Annotated in this window: 15 protein-coding genes; 8 read left to right on the top strand and 7 right to left on the bottom strand. The window is 62.0% G+C overall.

The window, feature by feature from the left end:
- The first annotated feature begins 192 nt into the window (after window positions 1–192).
- The 4 genes from AC07R1_RS13900 to AC07R1_RS13915 all read left to right on the top strand — a co-directional run bounded on the left by AC07R1_RS13900 (window position 193) and on the right by AC07R1_RS13915 (window position 7,361).
- On the top strand, window positions 193–1,998 hold the full coding sequence (locus AC07R1_RS13900) for a phenylacyl-CoA dehydrogenase (protein ID WP_015637270.1): 1,806 nt from the start codon (window positions 193–195) through the stop codon (window positions 1,996–1,998).
- A 220-nt stretch (window positions 1,999–2,218) separates the two neighbouring features.
- A complete protein-coding gene (locus tag AC07R1_RS13905) occupies window positions 2,219–3,511 on the top strand; it encodes a GGDEF domain-containing protein (RefSeq protein WP_011063861.1) in 1,293 nt (430 codons plus the stop codon).
- Between the two features lie 91 nt (window positions 3,512–3,602).
- Window positions 3,603–5,399 carry an acyl-CoA dehydrogenase C-terminal domain-containing protein gene (locus tag AC07R1_RS13910; protein ID WP_011063860.1) on the top strand — a complete coding sequence of 599 codons (1,797 nt, stop codon included), beginning with the start codon at window positions 3,603–3,605 and terminating at the stop codon, window positions 5,397–5,399.
- A gap of 183 nt (window positions 5,400–5,582) precedes the next feature.
- A complete protein-coding gene (locus AC07R1_RS13915) occupies window positions 5,583–7,361 on the top strand; it encodes an acyl-CoA dehydrogenase C-terminal domain-containing protein (protein ID WP_019094528.1) in 1,779 nt (592 codons plus the stop codon).
- 237 nt (window positions 7,362–7,598) lie between these two features.
- On the opposite strand, the gene AC07R1_RS13920 is transcribed toward AC07R1_RS13915, so the two are convergent.
- Window positions 7,599–8,528 carry a LysR family transcriptional regulator gene (locus tag AC07R1_RS13920; protein ID WP_011063858.1) on the bottom strand — a complete coding sequence of 310 codons (930 nt, stop codon included), beginning with the start codon at window positions 8,526–8,528 and terminating at the stop codon, window positions 7,599–7,601.
- A gap of 102 nt (window positions 8,529–8,630) precedes the next feature.
- Here AC07R1_RS13920 and AC07R1_RS13925 point away from each other — a divergent pair, with 102 nt between their 5' ends.
- The 4 genes from AC07R1_RS13925 (at window position 8,631) to AC07R1_RS13940 (ending at window position 11,790) form a co-directional block, all read left to right on the top strand.
- Complete coding sequence (locus tag AC07R1_RS13925) at window positions 8,631–9,329, top strand: MOSC domain-containing protein (RefSeq protein WP_019094526.1); 699 nt, start codon at window positions 8,631–8,633, stop codon at window positions 9,327–9,329.
- Window positions 9,326–10,609 (top strand): aspartate aminotransferase family protein, encoded by a 1,284-nt coding sequence (locus AC07R1_RS13930; RefSeq protein WP_495110615.1) that lies wholly within the window; start codon window positions 9,326–9,328, stop codon window positions 10,607–10,609. Before AC07R1_RS13925 ends, AC07R1_RS13930 begins: the two co-directional genes overlap by 4 nt.
- On the top strand, window positions 10,609–11,334 hold the full coding sequence (locus AC07R1_RS13935; protein ID WP_011063855.1) for a type 1 glutamine amidotransferase: 726 nt from the start codon (window positions 10,609–10,611) through the stop codon (window positions 11,332–11,334). The genes AC07R1_RS13930 and AC07R1_RS13935 overlap by 1 nt, the downstream gene beginning before the upstream one ends.
- Window positions 11,335–11,631: 297 nt before the next feature.
- Window positions 11,632–11,790 (top strand): YqaE/Pmp3 family membrane protein, encoded by a 159-nt coding sequence (locus AC07R1_RS13940; protein ID WP_011063854.1) that lies wholly within the window; start codon window positions 11,632–11,634, stop codon window positions 11,788–11,790.
- 36 nt (window positions 11,791–11,826) lie between these two features.
- Here the strand turns inward: AC07R1_RS13940 and AC07R1_RS13945 are convergent, their stop codons facing one another.
- The 6 genes from AC07R1_RS13945 to pqqA all read right to left on the bottom strand — a co-directional run bounded on the left by AC07R1_RS13945 (window position 11,827) and on the right by pqqA (window position 16,973).
- Window positions 11,827–13,659, bottom strand: a complete 1,833-nt coding sequence (locus tag AC07R1_RS13945) for a S9 family peptidase (protein WP_258611245.1) — start codon at window positions 13,657–13,659, stop codon at window positions 11,827–11,829.
- A complete protein-coding gene (gene pqqE, locus AC07R1_RS13950; protein ID WP_346624736.1) occupies window positions 13,625–14,794 on the bottom strand; it encodes a pyrroloquinoline quinone biosynthesis protein PqqE in 1,170 nt (389 codons plus the stop codon). Before pqqE ends, AC07R1_RS13945 begins: the two co-directional genes overlap by 35 nt.
- Window positions 14,766–15,041: a pyrroloquinoline quinone biosynthesis peptide chaperone PqqD gene (pqqD, locus tag AC07R1_RS13955; RefSeq protein WP_011063851.1), complete on the bottom strand. Its 276-nt coding sequence runs from the start codon at window positions 15,039–15,041 to the stop codon at window positions 14,766–14,768. Before pqqD ends, pqqE begins: the two co-directional genes overlap by 29 nt.
- Entirely contained in the window at window positions 15,038–15,790 is a 753-nt protein-coding gene (gene pqqC / locus AC07R1_RS13960) for a pyrroloquinoline-quinone synthase PqqC (RefSeq protein ID WP_011063850.1), read from the bottom strand. The genes pqqD and pqqC overlap by 4 nt, the downstream gene beginning before the upstream one ends.
- Window positions 15,791–15,882: 92 nt before the next feature.
- Window positions 15,883–16,794 carry a pyrroloquinoline quinone biosynthesis protein PqqB gene (pqqB, locus tag AC07R1_RS13965; RefSeq protein WP_495110616.1) on the bottom strand — a complete coding sequence of 304 codons (912 nt, stop codon included), beginning with the start codon at window positions 16,792–16,794 and terminating at the stop codon, window positions 15,883–15,885.
- A gap of 104 nt (window positions 16,795–16,898) precedes the next feature.
- Window positions 16,899–16,973 (bottom strand): pyrroloquinoline quinone precursor peptide PqqA, encoded by a 75-nt coding sequence (pqqA, locus tag AC07R1_RS13970; protein WP_003194766.1) that lies wholly within the window; start codon window positions 16,971–16,973, stop codon window positions 16,899–16,901.
- Window positions 16,974–17,075 lie beyond the last annotated feature (102 nt).

A 17,075-nucleotide genomic window follows, 5' to 3' on the forward strand; every position in this document is an offset into this window, starting at 1 on the left:
CGTCGGCTCCTACACTTCATGGCAGTGCCGTGGGTGTTCGCCTGCGTATGCATTTTGTTTCGATGACGAAAGGCATTGGCGCGACGCTTGACAAGATTTGGGCGTAAACGTATGTTTCAAACAACTGTTTGACCGCTATAAAAACTCAACGCGGTTGTTCATTCCCGGTTACATCAGCAGAGGTTTATCGCTATGCCTGACTACAAGGCCCCCTTGCGTGATATTCGCTTCGTTCGTGACGAGCTGCTCGGCTATGAGGCGCATTATCAGAGCCTCCCGGCTTGCCAGGACGCCACTCCGGACATGGTTGACGCCATTCTCGAGGAAGGTGCCAAGTTTTGTGAGCAGGTGCTGGCTCCGCTGAACCGTGTGGGCGACCTGGAAGGTTGCACCTGGAGTGAATCCGGCGTTAAGACCCCTACCGGCTTCAAGGAAGCCTACAAGCAATTCGTCGAAGGCGGCTGGCCAAGCCTGGCTCACGACGTTGAGCACGGTGGTCAGGGCCTGCCTGAATCCCTGGGCCTGGCGGTCAGCGAAATGGTTGGCGAAGCCAACTGGTCGTGGGGCATGTACCCTGGCCTGTCCCATGGCGCGATGAACACCATTTCCGAGCACGGTACTGCCGAGCAGCAAGAGGCCTACCTGACCAAGCTGGTGTCCGGCGAGTGGACCGGTACCATGTGCCTGACCGAGCCGCACTGCGGCACCGACCTGGGCATGCTGCGCACCAAGGCCGAACCTCAGGCCGATGGTTCCTACAAAGTCACTGGCACCAAGATCTTCATCTCTGCCGGTGAACACGATATGGCCGACAACATCGTCCACATCGTTCTGGCCCGCCTGCCGGACGCACCGGCCGGTACCAAGGGTATTTCGCTGTTCATCGTGCCCAAGTTCCTGCCTAACGCTGATGGCAGCGTAGGTCAGCGCAACGCCGTGAGCTGTGGTTCCCTGGAACACAAGATGGGGATCCACGGTAACGCCACCTGCGTGATGAACTTCGACGCGGCCACCGGTTTCCTCATCGGCCCGGCGAACAAAGGCCTGAACTGCATGTTCACCTTCATGAACACCGCGCGCCTGGGTACCGCTCTGCAAGGCCTGGCCCATGCCGAAATCGGCTTCCAGGGCGGCCTGAAGTACGCTCGCGATCGCCTGCAAATGCGCTCCCTGACTGGCCCGAAAGCGCCGGACAAGGCTGCCGACCCGATCATCGTGCACCCTGACGTGCGCCGCATGCTGCTGACCATGAAGGCCTTCGCCGAAGGCAACCGGGCAATGGTCTACTTCACTGCCAAGCAGGTCGATATCGTCAAGTACGGTGTGGATGAAGAAGAGAAGAAGAAAGCCGACGCACTGCTGGCGTTCATGACTCCGATCGCCAAGGCGTTCATGACTGAAGTTGGTTTTGAATCCGCCAACCACGGTGTGCAGATCTATGGCGGCCACGGCTTCATCGCCGAGTGGGGCATGGAGCAGAACGTTCGCGACAGCCGTATCTCGATGCTGTACGAAGGCACCACCGGTATCCAGGCACTCGACCTGCTGGGCCGTAAAGTGCTGATGACTCAAGGCGAGGCTCTGAAAGGCTTTACCAAGATCGTCCACAAGTTCTGCCAGAACAACGAAGGCAACGAAGCCGTCAAGGAATTCGTCGCACCCCTGGCTGCACTGAACAAAGAATGGGGCGAGCTGACCATGAAGGTCGGTATGGCTGCCATGAAAGATCGCGAAGAAGTCGGCGCGGCCTCCGTGGACTACCTGATGTACTCCGGTTATGCCTGCCTGGCCTACTTCTGGGCCGACATGGCACGCCTGGCGGCTGAAAAGCTGGCAGCCGGCACCACCGAAGAGGCGTTCTACACCGCCAAGCTGCAGACTGCGCGTTTCTACTTCCAGCGCATCCTGCCGCGTACCCGAACTCACGTTGCAACCATGCTTTCGGGTGCCAACAACCTGATGGACATGAAGGAAGAAGACTTCGGCCTGGCTTACTAAGCCCGACCGCAGTGGTTCGAAAAGCCGTTCGCCCCTTGGGGCGAGCGGTTTTTTTATGCCCGCAGAATCTTCATGAAAATTCCCGACTAAATCGCTAAGCAGAAGCGATTTCCTGCCGTTAAAGAGATGGCAATGTGATGTCCATCACACCGCGTGTGCTTAACTTCAACAAATGAAGGCACAATGCCATTCATTGATCAGCCGGGTCGGAGTTTTACCCTTGCCGCGTTCTTTCGCTGTACGTTTCAGTCACTTTGTACCGTCTTTACTGCTTCTGCTTGCGGGGCTGGCGGCCGCCTACGTCAAGGACCTCAACGTCTTCTTCACCTCGCTGTTCAACGTGCTGCCAACCTTGGTGCTGTTGCTGGGCGGGGCGTATTGCGCGGTGTATCGGCGCCAGCGCGAGCTGTTCTTGATGGTCACCGTGTACATCGCCTATTTCCTGCTGGACACCCAGACCGACTACTACCGGGACAACGGCAGGGTCCGGGAAGACGCGGCGGTGGTGTTCCATCTCTGCTGCCTGTTGCTGCCCCTGTTGTTCGGCCTGTTCGCTGCCTGGCAGGAGCGCACGCACCTGTTCCAGGACATGGTGGCGCGTTTTGCCGTGCTGCTGGCTTTCGGCAGTGTGGCTCTGGGGCTCGAGCAGAGTTACCCACAGGCTCTGCTGAACTGGTTGGCGGAGATCCGCTGGCCGGCCCTGCATGGCAGTTGGATGAGTTTGATCCAGTTGTCGTATCCAGTGTTCTTCGCAGCCTTCCTGCTGCTGGCGATCCAGTACTGGCGCAGCCCGCGTCCGCTGCACGCGGCGCAACTGGTGGGGCTCCTGGGGCTGTTCTGGATGCTGCCCAAGACCTTCATCCTGCCGTTCACCCTGAACATCATGTGCAGCCAGGTGATGCTGATGATCGCTGCTGCTGTCGCCCACGAGGCCTACCAGATGGCGTTCCGCGACGAGCTGACCGGCCTGCCGGGACGCCGCGCGCTTAACGAGCGCATGCAGCGCCTGGGGCGCAACTATGTGCTGGCGATGACCGACGTCGATCACTTCAAGAAATTCAATGACACCCACGGGCACGATGTGGGCGACCAGGTGTTGCGCCTGGTGGCCAGCAAGCTCTCGAAAGTCACCGGGGGCGGCCGGGCCTACCGTTACGGAGGCGAGGAGTTTGCCGTGGTGTTCGCCGGCAAGACCATGGACGAATGCATGCCGCATCTGGAGATGATTCGCGAGATCATCGCCACCTACAACATTCAACTGCGTAATCAGGACAACCGCCCTCAGGACGACCAGCAGGGTCGCCAGCGTCGCGGTGTCGCTGCCGCGTCCAGTGTCTCGGTGACCATCAGTATCGGCGTCGCCGAGCGGCTGGCAGAGCACCGGACTCCGGAGGAAGTGCTCAAGGCTGCAGACCAGGCGCTCTACAGCGCCAAGGGGGCGGGGCGTAACTGTGTCATTGCATTCGGGCAGAACCGCCGCGGTGCGGTGCGCATGGATACAGCTGCGGGTTGAGTGATGATGGCGCATTCAGCGCCTGCACAGTCATTGGCAGGCTGAGGGCGGCGGCAGTAGGTTGGTCTGATCTGCTGCCGGAGAAACCACCATGCCCGAGTATCAAGCCCCCTTGCGCGACATGCGCTTTCTGATCGATCACGTCTTCGACTTTCATGCCAGTTACGCGGCGTTGGGGGCCACTGACGCCAGCCCGGACATGGTCAGTGCCATCCTCGAGGAAGGCGCGAAATTCTGCGAAAACGTCCTGGCCCCGTTGAACCGTTCCGGTGACGAGGAAGGTTGCCACTTTGATAACGGCGTGGTCACCACGCCCAAGGGCTTCAAGCAGGCCTTCGCCCAGTACGTTGAAGGCGGCTGGCACGGGTTGGCCGCCGATCCGGCCTATGGCGGCCAGGGACTGCCCCACTCGCTGGGGCTGGTGATCAGCGAGATGGTGGGCTCCAGCAACACCTCCTGGGGCATGTACCCGGGCCTGACCCACGGTGCCATGTCGGCTATTCATGCCCATGGCAGCGCGGAACAGAAGCAGTTGTACCTGGGCAAGCTCACCGCCGGGCAATGGACCGGCACCATGTGCCTGACCGAAGCCCATTGCGGCACTGATCTTGGCATCATCAAGACTCGCGCGGTGCCCCAGGCAGACGGCAGCTATGCGGTGACGGGGAGCAAGATCTTCATCTCCGCCGGCGAGCACGACATGAGCGAGAACATCGTTCACCTGGTGTTGGCCAAGCTGCCGGACGCGCCGGCCGGAACCAAGGGTATTTCGCTGTTCATCGTGCCCAAGTTCCTGCCGGATGCGGCAGGTGAGGCCGGCGAGCGCAATGGCGTGAGCTGCGGCTCCATCGAGCACAAGATGGGGATCAAGGCGTCCGCGACCTGTGTACTGAACTTCGACGGTGCCAGGGGCTTTCTGATTGGTCAGGCCAACAAAGGCCTGAACTGCATGTTCACCATGATGAACCACGCCCGCCTGGGGACCGGAATGCAGGGCCTGTGTCTGGGTGAAACCAGCTTCCAGGGGGCGATCAGATACGCCAACGATCGTTTGCAGATGCGGTCGCTGACCGGCCCCAAGTCTCCGGACAAGGCGGCGGACCCGATCATCGTCCACCCTGATGTGCGGCGCATGCTGCTGACCATGAAGGCGTTCAACGAAGGCAACCGGGCCCTGGCCTACTTCACCGCCCAGTTGCTGGATGTGGCGCATCTGAGCCGCGATGAAGCCCAGCGCCAGGACGCCGAGAACCTCCTGGCGTTCCTCACCCCGATCTGCAAGGCCTTCATGACCGAGACCGGGCTGGAAGTGACCAACCACGGCATGCAGGTGTTCGGCGGTCATGGGTTTATTCGCGAATGGGGCATGGAGCAGTTGGTACGTGATTGCCGCATTGCTCCGATCTATGAAGGTACCAATGGCATCCAGGCCCTGGACCTGCTGGGCCGCAAGGTGCTGGGCAGCCAGGGCAAGCTGCTGCTGGGCTTTACCCGGATTGTGCACAAGTTCTGCAGCGCGCATGCCGAGCATCCGCAGCTCCAGGCTTATGTCGCGCAACTCGATGCCTTGAACCGTCAGTGGGGCGAGTTGACCACCAAGGTCGGCATGGCAGCCATGAACAACCCCGACGAAGTGGGGGCCGCGGCCTTGGATTACCTGATGTACAGCGGCTACATCGTCCTGGCCTATTTCTGGTTGCGCATGGCTCTGGTCGCCCAGCAGCAACTGGACGCCGGGCAGGGCGACCAGGACTTCGCCACCGCCAAGCTGATCACCTGCGAGTTCTATTTCAAGCGCCTGCTGCCCCGTACGGGGGCTCATCGGGCGGCCATCGAGGCCGGCAGTGATTGCCTGATGAAGCTTCCCGCGCAGTTGTTCGCCTTGTAACTGCTAGGGCGGCACGAACAAAGCCCGCTGCTGCGGGTTTTTTCGTGCTTGGGAATATCTGTGACTAAAAATTACATAAAGGTCACTAGTTGACCCTATGTGTCGCAAAAGTTGTTCGGGTACACTCTGGTTTTCTAAATGGGTCCGTTTCGGCCCGCTTTTTTAGTTCTTGCGAGGTTTGCCATGGCTGACTACAAAGCGCCCTTGCGCGATATGCGCTTCGTCCTCAATGAAGTTTTCGAGGTCGCCAAACTCTGGGCCCAGTTGCCGGCTCTGGCTGAGACTGTGGATGTCGAGACGGTCGAGGCGATTCTGGAGGAAGCGGGCAAAGTCACCGCCAGAAGCATCGCTCCGCTGAGTCGCGGTGCCGACGAGGAAGGTTGCCACTGGGACAACACCGTGGTGACCACCCCTGAAGGTTTTCCACAGGCCTATCAGACCTACGCCGAAGGTGGTTGGGTCGGTGTGGGTGGCGATCCCGAGTTCGGCGGCATGGGCATGCCCAAGGCGGTATCGGCCCAGGTCGAGGAAATGGTCAACTCCGCGAGCCTGGCCTTTGGCCTGTACCCGATGCTGACTGCCGGGGCCTGCCTGTCGATCAACGCCCATGCCAGCGAAGAGCTGAAAGCCACCTACCTGCCGAACATGTATGCCGGTGTCTGGGCAGGCTCCATGTGCCTGACCGAGCCCCATGCCGGTACCGATCTGGGGATTATCCGCACCAAGGCCGAGCCTCGGGCCGACGGTTCCTATGCCATCAGCGGAACCAAGATCTTCATTACCGGTGGTGAGCACGACCTGACGGAAAACATCATTCACCTGGTGCTGGCCAAGCTGCCGGATGCGCCGGCTGGTCCCAAGGGTATTTCCCTGTTCCTGGTGCCCAAGTTCATGGTCAATGCCGATGGCAGCCTGGGCGAGCGCAACCCGGTGACCTGTGGTTCGATCGAGCACAAGATGGGCATCCAGGCTTCGGCCACGTGCGTGATGAACTTCGATCAGGCCATCGGTTACCTGGTGGGTGAACCGAACAAGGGCCTGGCGGCCATGTTCACCATGATGAACTACGAGCGTTTGGGGGTAGGTATCCAGGGGCTGGCCACTGGCGAGCGTTCCTACCAGAACGCTATTGAATATGCCCGTGATCGCCTGCAGAGCCGCTCGCCTACCGGCCCGCAAGCCAAGGACAAGGTAGCCGACCCGATCATTGTGCACCCGGATGTGCGGCGCATGCTGCTGACCATGAAGGCTGCAAACGAAGGCGGCCGGGCATTTTCCACCTACGTGGCGATGCAGTTGGATACCGCCAAGTTCAGCGAAGATCCGGATACCCGCAAGCGCGCGGAAAGCCTGGTGGCATTGCTGACCCCGGTGGCCAAGGCTTTCCTGACCGACCTGGGTCTGGAAACCACGGTTCATGGCCAGCAGATCTTCGGCGGCCATGGCTATATCCGTGAGTGGGGCCAGGAACAACTGGTGCGCGATGTACGGATTACCCAGATCTACGAGGGCACCAACGGTATCCAGGCTCTGGATCTGGTGGGACGCAAGATCGTCGGGAGCGGCGGTGCGTTCTATAAGCTGTTCGCCGACGAGATCCGCCATTTCACCGCTACGGCGGATGAGCAATGGGGGGAGTTCACCCGCCCGCTGAACGCGGCGCTGGACAATCTGGATGAGCTGACCGCCTGGGTATTGGACCGGTCCGCCAGCAACCCCAACGAAATCGGGGCAGCGTCGGTGGAATACCTGCAGGTATTTGGCTACACCGCCTACGCCTACATGTGGGCACTGATGGCCAAGGCTGCGTTGGGCAAGGAGCAGGAAGATGACTTCTATGCCAGCAAACTGGGGACGGCGCGGTTCTACTTCGCCCGCCTGCTGCCGCGTATCCACTCGCTTAGCGCCTCGGTCAAGGCCGGTAGCGAATCGCTGTTCCTGTTGCAGGCTGAGCAGTTTTAACCAGCAAGGGCGTTTGTAAGTCATCTCTTACATAACGTGCTGCTGATCGTCCATATCGGTAGATGACGGCTGAAGCTAATCTACTTCACATGGACGTCGCGCAGGAAGCGCAAAGCAACAACACGGACACGTAGGATTCCGCCAGGATGGTGGAGTGAAAAGGATGTCAGGGAAACAGTCTGCAAAGCCCCGCTTCGGCGGGGTTTTCTTTTGTCCGGGTTTTTTATTTTGGCGGGCTTATCCCGGCACCTCAACGGCGGAAGTTCCCCCCAGGCGCGGTTCCTGCGCATTCATCGAGTCTTCCAACAAACTGCGCAGCAGCTCCAGCGTCCCTTGCTGACGCTGCAGATCCCGGCAGACCAACCCCACCTTTAGCGGCACCCTGGGCTCGCTCAGCGGTTTCCACAACAGTTCCTTGTTGCCGTGCTGCTGTTGGGAGCGCCCGGGAAGCACGGTGGCCAGCCGTGTATGGGGCAGGCTGTCGAGAATCCCGGCCATGTTGTTCAGCTCCGCCTGCACCTGCGGGCGCCGCCCCAGATTGGCCAGTTGAGCCTGCCAGATCTGGCGGATCTGGAACTCCTCTCCCAACAACAGCATCGGCAACTCTGCTGCCTGGCTCATGGAGACCTTCTTGAACTCGCGCAGCGGATGCTGCTCCGGGATGACCAGGGTCAGTTCATCTTCGTACAGCGGTACCCCATGCAGACCTGGCTGGCGTGGCGGCAAGTAGCTGATGCCGATATCCAGCGAGCCATTGAGCAGGCGCCTTTCGATCTCCAGGCCGGTCAATTCATAGATCTGCACCACAAGATGGGGCTGGGCCTTGCGTACACGCTCAAGCATCTGCGGCACCAGGCTGGTATGCACGGTTTGCAGTACGCCGATCGCCAAGGTGCGCAGCGCCTGGCCCTTGAAGTTGCGCAAGGCTTCGCGGGCCTGTTGCAAGCCGTCGAGCAGGGGCAGGGCGTGGTTGTACAGCGTATGCGCCGCCAGTGTCGGCAACAGGCGTTTACTGCTGCGCTCGAACAGGCTGACGTCGAGGTTCTGTTCCAGCTGGCGGATCTGCTGGGAAAGCGCCGGTTGCGAGATCGACAGCCGTTCGGCGGCACGTCCCACATGACCTTCTTCATACACCGCGACGAAATAACGCAGTTGCTTAAAATCCATAAGTATTTCTTATCGAAAAAGCTTAAAAAACGAAATGGCCCGAAGCCCCTGAGAGGCCTAGTCTAGCGCCTATTCACAAGGCTTACAGGGCCACGAAGGGCGATGAATACCGTTTGCGTCGATGGTGTTTACATAGGCAAGGCAAAAAATCTCGGCCAGGGTCTGGTCTGCGACACCGACAAGTACCCGGTTGCCAACCGACTCTGGTTGTGGCCACAAGGCCTGGGCAGCGATGAGCACGGCGATCCGCGCTTTCACACCGGTCCCGAGCGCGCCTTGCATCATTACCCCGCTGAACACTATGACCACTGGCGCAAACGTTACCCACAGTTCGCCTGGTGCGCGCCGGCCTTCGGTGAAAACCTGTCCACCCATGGCCTCACCGAAGAACAGGTGTGCCTGGGAGATCTGTTTCGCTGGGGCGGTGCGCTATTGCAGGTCAGCCAACCGCGTTCGCCCTGCTATCGCCTGAGCCATCGCTGGGGCCTGGCCAATCTGCCGCAACAGGCCCAGGACAATGGTCGTTGCGGCTGGTTTTACCGGGTCCTCAAGCCAGGTTTCGTACAAGCGGATGAACCTTTTGAACTGATTCAGCGCAGTTACCCCGGCCTCACCGTGGCCTGGGCCCTGCGCTGTTTTTTCCAGGAACCTCTGGAACATGCTGGCTTGAAAACCCTCATTGATTGCCCGGCGCTTTCCTCGCGCTGGCGTGATATCGCTATCAAGCGCATGCGTACTGGCCGGGTTGAAGACTGGTCCGCGCGCCTGCTGGGGCTGCCGCTGGAGGGCCTGCGGGCATGAATCTGTTCAACCTGCGCCGCACTGTGCCGAGCCTGGAAGATCTGGCCGCCGAGCCCTATGCAAACGCTTCGGCCCCGGCCTTTTCCAACGAGTGCCTGATGCCCAGTGTGCAGCGCCCCCAGCCGGTCTTCGTGCGCGGCCAGGGCTCTTGGCTGTGGGACAGTGAAGACCGCACTTACCTGGATTTCACCCAGGCCGGGGCCGCCAACAGTCTTGGCCACAGCCCGTCGGTCCTGGTCGCCGCGCTTGCCGAGCAGGCGCAGTCGCTGATCAACCCGGGTTCCGGGTTCTACAACCGTGGCATGCTCAAGCTGGCCGATCGCCTGTGCCGCAGCACCGGCAGCGACCAGGCCTACCTGCTGAGCAGCGGCACTGAAGCTTGCGAGGCCGCAATCAAGCTGGCGCGTAAATGGGGGCAACTGCATCGTGGCGGCGCGGCTGGCATCATCACCGCCAGCCAGAGCTGCCATGGTCGTGGCTTTGCTGCGTTGTCGGCGGCTGGCAGCGGCGCTCCGGGCAATCGGTTCGGCCCCGGGCTGCCGGGTTTCAGCCAGGTGCCGTTCAACGATCTGCCGGCCTTGCACGCGGCGGTGGATGCGCAAACCGTGGCGATCATGCTGGAGCCGATCCAGAGTGAGGCTGGTGTCATTCCGGCGACCGAGCATTACCTCAAGGGTGTCGAGCGCCTGTGCCGTGAACTGGGCATCCTGCTGATTCTCGATGAGGTCCAGACTGGCATCGGCCGCTGCGGCACCCTGCTGGCCGAACAGCTGTATGGCGTGCGTGCCGACATCATCGCTCTGGGCAAGGGGCTCGGCGGTGGCGTGCCACTGGCGGCGTTGCTGGCACGGGGCAAGGCCTGCTGTTTCGAGGCGGGCGAGCTGGATGGCACTCACCATGGCAATGCGCTGATGACCTCGGCCGGCCTGGCGGTCCTGGACAGCCTGCAGGAGCATGGCTTTCTCCAGCAGGCGCGCCATAACGGCCAGTACCTGGGGCAGGGACTGACCCGCCTGGCGAGCCGGTATGCACAGGGCCAAGTGCGGGGGCAGGGTTTGTTCTGGGGCATGACCCTGGCGGATGAGTCCGCCGACGCGGTGGTCAAGGCTGCCTTGCATGAAGGCCTGCTGCTCAGCGCGCCGCAACCGGACTGCCTGCGTTTTACCCCGGCATTGAGTGTCAGCAAAGGCAATATCGACGAGATGCTCCTGCGCCTGGCCCGGGCTTTTTCCCGGGTGCGCACGGCGCAATTGCACTGTCGCAAGGGAGTGGCCGTCTGATGCGTGTACTGATCCTGCAACATTCGCCTGCCTCCGGGCCGGGGCGGATCAACCAGTGGCTGCTGGAGCGGGCGAGCGCCGTGCACATCTGCCATCTGTACGCCCAGGCACGTTTGCCGCGGCTCGACAGTTTCGACCTGCTGATCGCTCTGGGTGGGCCCATGAGTGTGCACGACGAGGCCCAGACTCCGTGGCTGGCCGCGGAAAAACGCCTGTTGCGCAAGGCCCTGTCTGCCGGCAAGCGCGTGCTGGGTATCGGCCTGGGTGGCCAGCTCCTGGCGCAGGCGCTGGGGGCGCAGGTTCGCCCCAGTGCAGCGCGGGAGATTGGCTGGTGGCCTGTGGAAAAGTACCCCAATGCCCAGGACTCGCCTCTGGGGCTGGCCTTGCCGGAACGTCTGATGGCCTTTCATTGGCACGGCGAAAGCTTCGATCTGCCCAAGGGCGCGTTGCCGCTCTATCGCTCGGCGGCCTGCGATCACCAGGGCTTTATCTGGCAGGAGCGGGCCATCGGCTTGCAATGCCTGTTGCAGAGCGACTTGCACAGCATCGAGGCACTTTTGCAGGCGCGCCCCAACGGTTGGCTGAGCGCTGAACACAGCGCCGAGCCCGATAGCGTCGAGGATCAACAGGCGATTCTCGCCGGAATCCCGCATTGCAGTGGTCTGGCACCCACGCTGTTCCGGGTGCTGGATTACCTTTCCGGGCCACATGCGACCTTACGTTGACTGACTTCCTGAACCGTCTCGCGGTATAACGCATCGCCCCGTGTCCGATTTTTCGCACGGGGCGTTTTTTTATCTCCAGCTTTTTCAAACCCCTTCTTTGTTCTTGCAACCTCCTTCAAGTAACGGCTCGTTGTACGGGCGCCATGGCCCTCAAGCTGTTGAGCGTGGTGCAGGAACATGGCCTCCAGATCCTCGCCCGAGTGGCAGCGCGGCCTCGAATCGCCCTGAACCCTGGCGTATGGCCAAGGTCGATTGCAGGTAAGGCTCATTCGAGCCGATTGTTATCAGGAGCTGCCCATGGACTTGATCCGCATCATCTTCGCCATTCTCTTGCCGCCCCTGGGGGTCTTCCTGCAAGTGGGGTTTGGCGGCGCTTTCTGGCTGAACATCCTGCTGACCCTGTGCGGCTACATTCCGGGGATCGTGCATGCGGTGTACATCATCGCCAAACGCTGATGGTCTGCCCGTTCCAGGGGAACGGGCAGTAGCTGATCAGTGCTGTGCCTGCAGCACTCGGCGGTAAAACCGCCACTCCTGCTCCAGGGCGTGGGCCTGGTTGCTGGCCTTGCGAAAGCCGTGGCGCTCATCGGGATAGTAGTGGGCCTCGGCGGCGATGCCCTGGTCCTGTAGCGCCTTGAGCATGTCGCGGGTCTGCTTGGGCACCACCACCGCATCCTGCTCGCCCTGGAAAAACACCACCGGCACGCCGATGCTGCTGGCGTGGGCCAGGGGAGTACGGGCCAGATAACGTTCGCTGTCGCGTTCAGGATCGCCGATCAGCCAGTCCAGGTAGTCGCCTTCGAACTTGTGGGTGGCGCGGGCCAGGCTGATCGGATCGCTGACTCCGTAGAGGCTGGCCCCGGCGCAGAAGACCTTGGCGAAGGCCAGGGCGCAGAGGGTGGTGTAGCCCCCCGAGCTGCCGCCGCGTATGAATGCCTGTTGCGGATCGATCAGCCCCTGCTCATCCAGGTGGGCCACCACGGCGCAGGCGTCTTGCACATCCACCTCGCCCCAGCGCAGGTGCAGGGCCTGGCGATAGGCCCGGCCATATCCGGTGCTGCCGCGGTAGTTCAGGTCGGCCACGGCAAAGCCGCGCTGGGTCCAGAACTGGATACGCGGGTCGAGTATCGGGTAACAGGCCGAAGTCGGGCCGCCGTGGATGAATACCACCAGGGGCGGCCGGTTGACACCGTTCATCGCCGGGTAGAAGAAACCGTGGGCCTGGCCGTCGCCGCTGGGGTAGCACAGGGTCTGCGGGCGGCTGATGCGTTCCGCCGGCAGAGGGGCAATCCCTCCCGCCAGGACTTGGACCTGCCGGGTCTTGCGGTCTATGGCGATAACGGCCGAGGGGCTGACAGGCGAGGCCGCGATGCAGTACAGGTAGTGCTGGTCCAGCGCCAGGCTGCGGAAGCGGCTGTAGTTGCCGCTAAAGTCCTGCTGGAAACCGTCGTCCTGACGCAGCCCGAGGCGGCCAAAACCCTGCTCGGTCCAGCTGCCAAACCAGGCATCGCCGCCCAGGGGCAGCCAGGTGCAACTTCCCAGTTGCCAAGGCGCCGGGGCATGGTCCGCGGCGGTGCTGGGCAACGGCCGCAAACCATCGCTCGACTCGGTCCAGGGTTGCCAGAAACCGCCGCGATCGCTGAGACAATACAGATGATCGTGCTGGTCGAAGCGCGGCTGTTGCAGTGACTCTGGCTCGCCATCGCCCGCCACGCAGCGGGGATCCCCCCAGGTCCCGTTGCCCAGGCGCTCAGCAAGCATCAGGCGGGTGCTGGTCCAAGGTTGATGGGGCCGGTCCCACTCGATCCAGGCCAGGCGCAGACCATTGGGGCTGAGGGTAGGAGCGGCATAGAAGTCGGCCCCGGCAGCCAGTAGCCGGCGTTGACCGGTGATGCTGTCAATGCTCACCAGTTGGTGTTGTTCGGCACACTCCTCAACGGCCAGCACCTGGCCAGCGTGGCATCGCAGGTCACCGTAGCGGCACGTGCCTTGAGTCAAGGCGCTGGGCGCTCCACCGGCCAGGGGCTGGCGATACAGCTGCTGGTCCGCCTCGTTGACGAACAGCAGGGCATCATCGCTGAGGCAGAAGGCGCCACCACCGTATTCATAGACCCTGCTGCGCACGCTGAAGCCGGTTGGCGTCAGGCACTGGGCCTGGCCCTGATGCCGTTGCCAGATTCGGCAGCGGCCGTCCTCGGGACGATATTCATTCCAGAACAGGCCGTGGGTCGTCAGTTGCAGTTCGGCAAAATCGACCCCGGCCGTAGTGGCCTGGCTGGCGCTGAAGGGCTCAACCCTTGGCGATGAGGCGGGAGTTTCGTTCATTGCGAAAAGCCAGTTGCTCGATGGTGTGGGTGGCCGTTTCAGATTCTTCACGGGCCTGGAGGATCATCCCATGGTGTGGCGATTTGCTGCACACCGGATCGGCATTGCTGGCATCTCCGGTGAGCATGAAGGCCTGGCAGCGGCAGCCGCCGAAGTCCTTTTCCTTCTCGTCGCAGGAGCGGCAGGGTTCGGGCATCCAGTCGTACCCGCGAAAGCGGTTGAAACCGAATGAGTCGTACCAGATGTGCTGCATGCTGTGGTCGCGCACATTGGGGAACTGCACCGGCATCTGCCGCGCGCCGTGGCAAGGCAGTGCGGTGCCGTCCGGAGTCACGGTGAGGAAGATGCTGCCCCAGCCGTTCATGCAGGCCTTGGGGCGCTCCTCGTAGTAGTCCGGAGTGACGAAGATCAGCTTGCAGGGATGCCCTTGGGCTTCCAGCCTGGCGCGGTATTCGTTGGTGATGCGCTCGGCGCGCACCAATTGCTCCTTGGTCGGCAGCAGGCCCACGCGGTTGAGCTGGGCCCAGCCGTAGAACTGGCAGGTGGCGAGCTCGACGAAATCGGCTTCCAGTGCGATGCACAGCTCGATGATGCGGTCGATCTTGTCGATGTTGTGCCGGTGGGTGACGAAGTTCAGCACCATCGGATAGCCATGGGCCTTGACCGCACGGGCCATTTCCAGCTTCTGCGCGAAGGCTTTTTTCGAACCGGCCAGCAGGTTGTTCACCTGTTCGTCGCTGGCCTGGAAGCTGATCTGGATATGGTCCAGGCCGGCTTTCTTGAAGTCGCTGATCTTCTGCTCGGTGAGGCCGATGCCGGAGGTGATCAGGTTGGTATAGAAGCCCAGCTTGCGCGCCTCGCCGATCAGTTCGGCCAGGTCCTGGCGCACCAGCGGCTCGCCGCCGGAGAAACCCAGCTGCGCTGCACCCATTTCCCGCGCTTCGCGAAATACCTTGATCCACTGCTCGGTGCTCAGCTCCTTGCCCTGCTCGGCGAAGTCCAGGGGGTTGGAGCAGTAGGGGCACTGCAGCGGGCAGCGGTAGGTCAGCTCGGCCAGCAGCCACAGCGGCAGGCCAACTTCCGGTTTGCCGGGCAGAACCGCCGCTTCAGGCGAGTTCGATCCAGTGCTGAGCACGGGCGACCTCCATGAACTGCTCGATATCTTCACCGAGCTCGGCCACCCCCGGGAACTGGATTTCCAGCTCGCTGATGATCGCCGCCACGTCACGTTCGCCATCGATCAGGCCGCCAATCAGGGCGGCACTGTCGTTGAGCTTGATCATGCCCTCGGGGTACAGCAGGACGTGGCCCTTTTGCGCCGGTTCATACTGGAAGCGGTAGCCGGGGCGCCAGCGTGGGGTTTTACTGCGGTCGAAACTCATAGGGTGATCCCCTTATGCCAGACCCGCTGATCGGTGACGCTGTGATAGGGCGGGCGGTTCAGTTCATAGGCCATGCTCATGGCGTCGAGCATGCTCCAAAGGATGTCCAGTTTGAACTGGAGAATTTCCAGCATGCGTTCCTGGCCGGCACGGGTGGTGTAGTGCTGCAGGGTGATCGCCAGGCCGTGCTCGACATCGCGGCGGGCCTGGCCCAGGCGGGTGCGGAAGTACTCGTAGCCAGTGGGGTCGATCCATGGGTAATGCTGGGGCCAGCTGTCCAGGCGCGACTGGTGGATTTGCGGCGCGAACAGTTCGGTCAGCGAGCTGCTGGCCGCCTCCTGCCAACTGGCCCGGCGAGCAAAATTGACATAGGCGTCCACGGCAAAGCGCACACCGGGCAGCACCAGTTCCTGGGAGCGCAACTGGTCCGGATCCAGGCCCACGGCCTGGCCCAGGCGCAGCCAGGCCTCGATGCCGCCGTCCTCGCCCGGGGCGCCGTCATGGTCCAGCAGGCGCTGGATCCATTCGCGGCGAATCTCCCGGTCCGGACAGTTGGCGAGGATCGCCGCGTCCTTCATGGGGATGTTCACCTGGTAATAGAACCGGTTGGCGACCCAGCCCTGGATCTGCTCGCGGGTCGCCCGGCCTTCATACATCGCCACGTGATAAGGGTGATGGATGTGGTAGTAGGCGCCTTTGGCGCGCAGTGCCTGCTCGAATTCGGCGGCGGACAGCGGGGTGTCGGTCATGTGTGTTCTCCGGGGGGCAGCCCTTTCGCGGGCAAGCCCGCTCCTACGCAAAAGGGCCAAGGCTCGTGGGGCGAGCTTGTGGGCGATTCGCCCTACAGCTCAATACTCATTCCGTCGTAAGCCACTTCCACCTTTCGGCGTACCAGTTCGGCACGTTCGGCGGAGTCTTCATCGAGGATCGGGTTGGTGTTGTTGATATGTATCAGCACCTTGCGCTGGCGGGGCAACTGTTCCAGCACTTCGAGCATGCCGCCGGGGCCGTTCTGCGCCAGGTGGCCCATTTCCCGGCCGGTACGGGTGCCCACGCCACGACGCTGCATTTCATCGTCTTCCCACAGGGTGCCGTCCACCAGCAGCACATCACTGGCGGCCATGATCTCCAGGAGTGGCGCGTCGACCTTGCCCAGGCCCGGCGCGTAGAAGAGTTTGCCGCCGCTGCGCAGGTCTTCGACGATCAGGCCGATGTTGTCCCCCGGGTGCGGGTCGAAACGGTGGGGCGAATAGGGTGGCGCTGCGCTGCGCAGGGGCAGCGGCGTGAAGCGCAGGTTGGGGCAGGCGGGGATGCTGAAGCTCTGGTCCAGCTCGATGCGGTTCCAGCTCAGGCCGCCGTTCCAGTGGCTGAGCATCTTGAACAGCGGGAAACCGGTGCTCAGGTCTTCATGGACCATGTCGGTGCACCAGACCTGGTGCGGGCAGCCTTCACGCAGGCTGAGCAGGCCGGTGGTGTGGTCGATCTGGCTGTCCATGAGGATGATGGCGCCGATGCCGGTGTCCCGCAGTGCGCGGCCCGGTTGCATGGGGGCGAAGCTTTGCAACTGCGCGCGGATATCCGGAGAGGCGTTGCACAGCACCCAGTTCATCCCGTCATCGGAAATCGCGATGGAGGATTGAGTGCGCGCCTGGGCCCGCAGGCTACCGTCGCGAAATCCGGCGCAGTTCCCACAGTTGCAGTTCCACTGCGGAAAACCACCGCCGGCGGCGGAACCTAGAATCTGGACAAACATGGACGCTCCCTGGGCTCAAGACTGAAAAAAGGACGGAGAACTGAAAATAAAAACGCCCCGGACGGGCCGAGGCGTTGCGCTGCGTTTCTGGCCAGAGGCAGAAATTAGCGGCTGGCGAAGTACATGGTGACTTCGAAGCCGATACGCAGGTCGGTGTAAGCAGGTTTGGACCAGGTCATAAAATTGCTCCTTTGAGGTGGGTGGGACGGGTGTTGCCTATACATATAGTCCACCTCCGGCGGGAGATGTTCAGATGCTTAGGAGGCTATCTTACTAAATTC

The organism is Pseudomonas sp. GW821-FHT07F01 (genome assembly GCF_059418825.1).

Bases quoted from the DNA above. Each gene is read 5' to 3' on its own strand.
- AC07R1_RS13900 (WP_015637270.1), top strand. From the start codon at position 193: ATGCCTGACTACAAGGCCCCCTTGCGTGATATTCGCTTCGTTCGTGAC.
- AC07R1_RS13910 (WP_011063860.1), top strand. From the start codon at position 3,603: ATGCCCGAGTATCAAGCCCCCTTGCGCGACATGCGCTTTCTGATCGAT.
- AC07R1_RS13915 (WP_019094528.1), top strand. From the start codon at position 5,583: ATGGCTGACTACAAAGCGCCCTTGCGCGATATGCGCTTCGTCCTCAAT.
- AC07R1_RS13920 (WP_011063858.1), bottom strand. From the start codon at position 8,528: ATGGATTTTAAGCAACTGCGTTATTTCGTCGCGGTGTATGAAGAAGGT.
- AC07R1_RS13925 (WP_019094526.1), top strand. From the start codon at position 8,631: ATGAATACCGTTTGCGTCGATGGTGTTTACATAGGCAAGGCAAAAAAT.
- AC07R1_RS13930 (WP_495110615.1), top strand. From the start codon at position 9,326: ATGAATCTGTTCAACCTGCGCCGCACTGTGCCGAGCCTGGAAGATCTG.
- AC07R1_RS13935 (WP_011063855.1), top strand. From the start codon at position 10,609: ATGCGTGTACTGATCCTGCAACATTCGCCTGCCTCCGGGCCGGGGCGG.
- AC07R1_RS13940 (WP_011063854.1), top strand. From the start codon at position 11,632: ATGGACTTGATCCGCATCATCTTCGCCATTCTCTTGCCGCCCCTGGGG.
- AC07R1_RS13945 (WP_258611245.1), bottom strand. From the start codon at position 13,659: ATGAACGAAACTCCCGCCTCATCGCCAAGGGTTGAGCCCTTCAGCGCC.
- pqqD (WP_011063851.1), bottom strand. From the start codon at position 15,041: ATGAGTTTCGACCGCAGTAAAACCCCACGCTGGCGCCCCGGCTACCGC.
- pqqC (WP_011063850.1), bottom strand. From the start codon at position 15,790: ATGACCGACACCCCGCTGTCCGCCGCCGAATTCGAGCAGGCACTGCGC.
- pqqB (WP_495110616.1), bottom strand. From the start codon at position 16,794: ATGTTTGTCCAGATTCTAGGTTCCGCCGCCGGCGGTGGTTTTCCGCAG.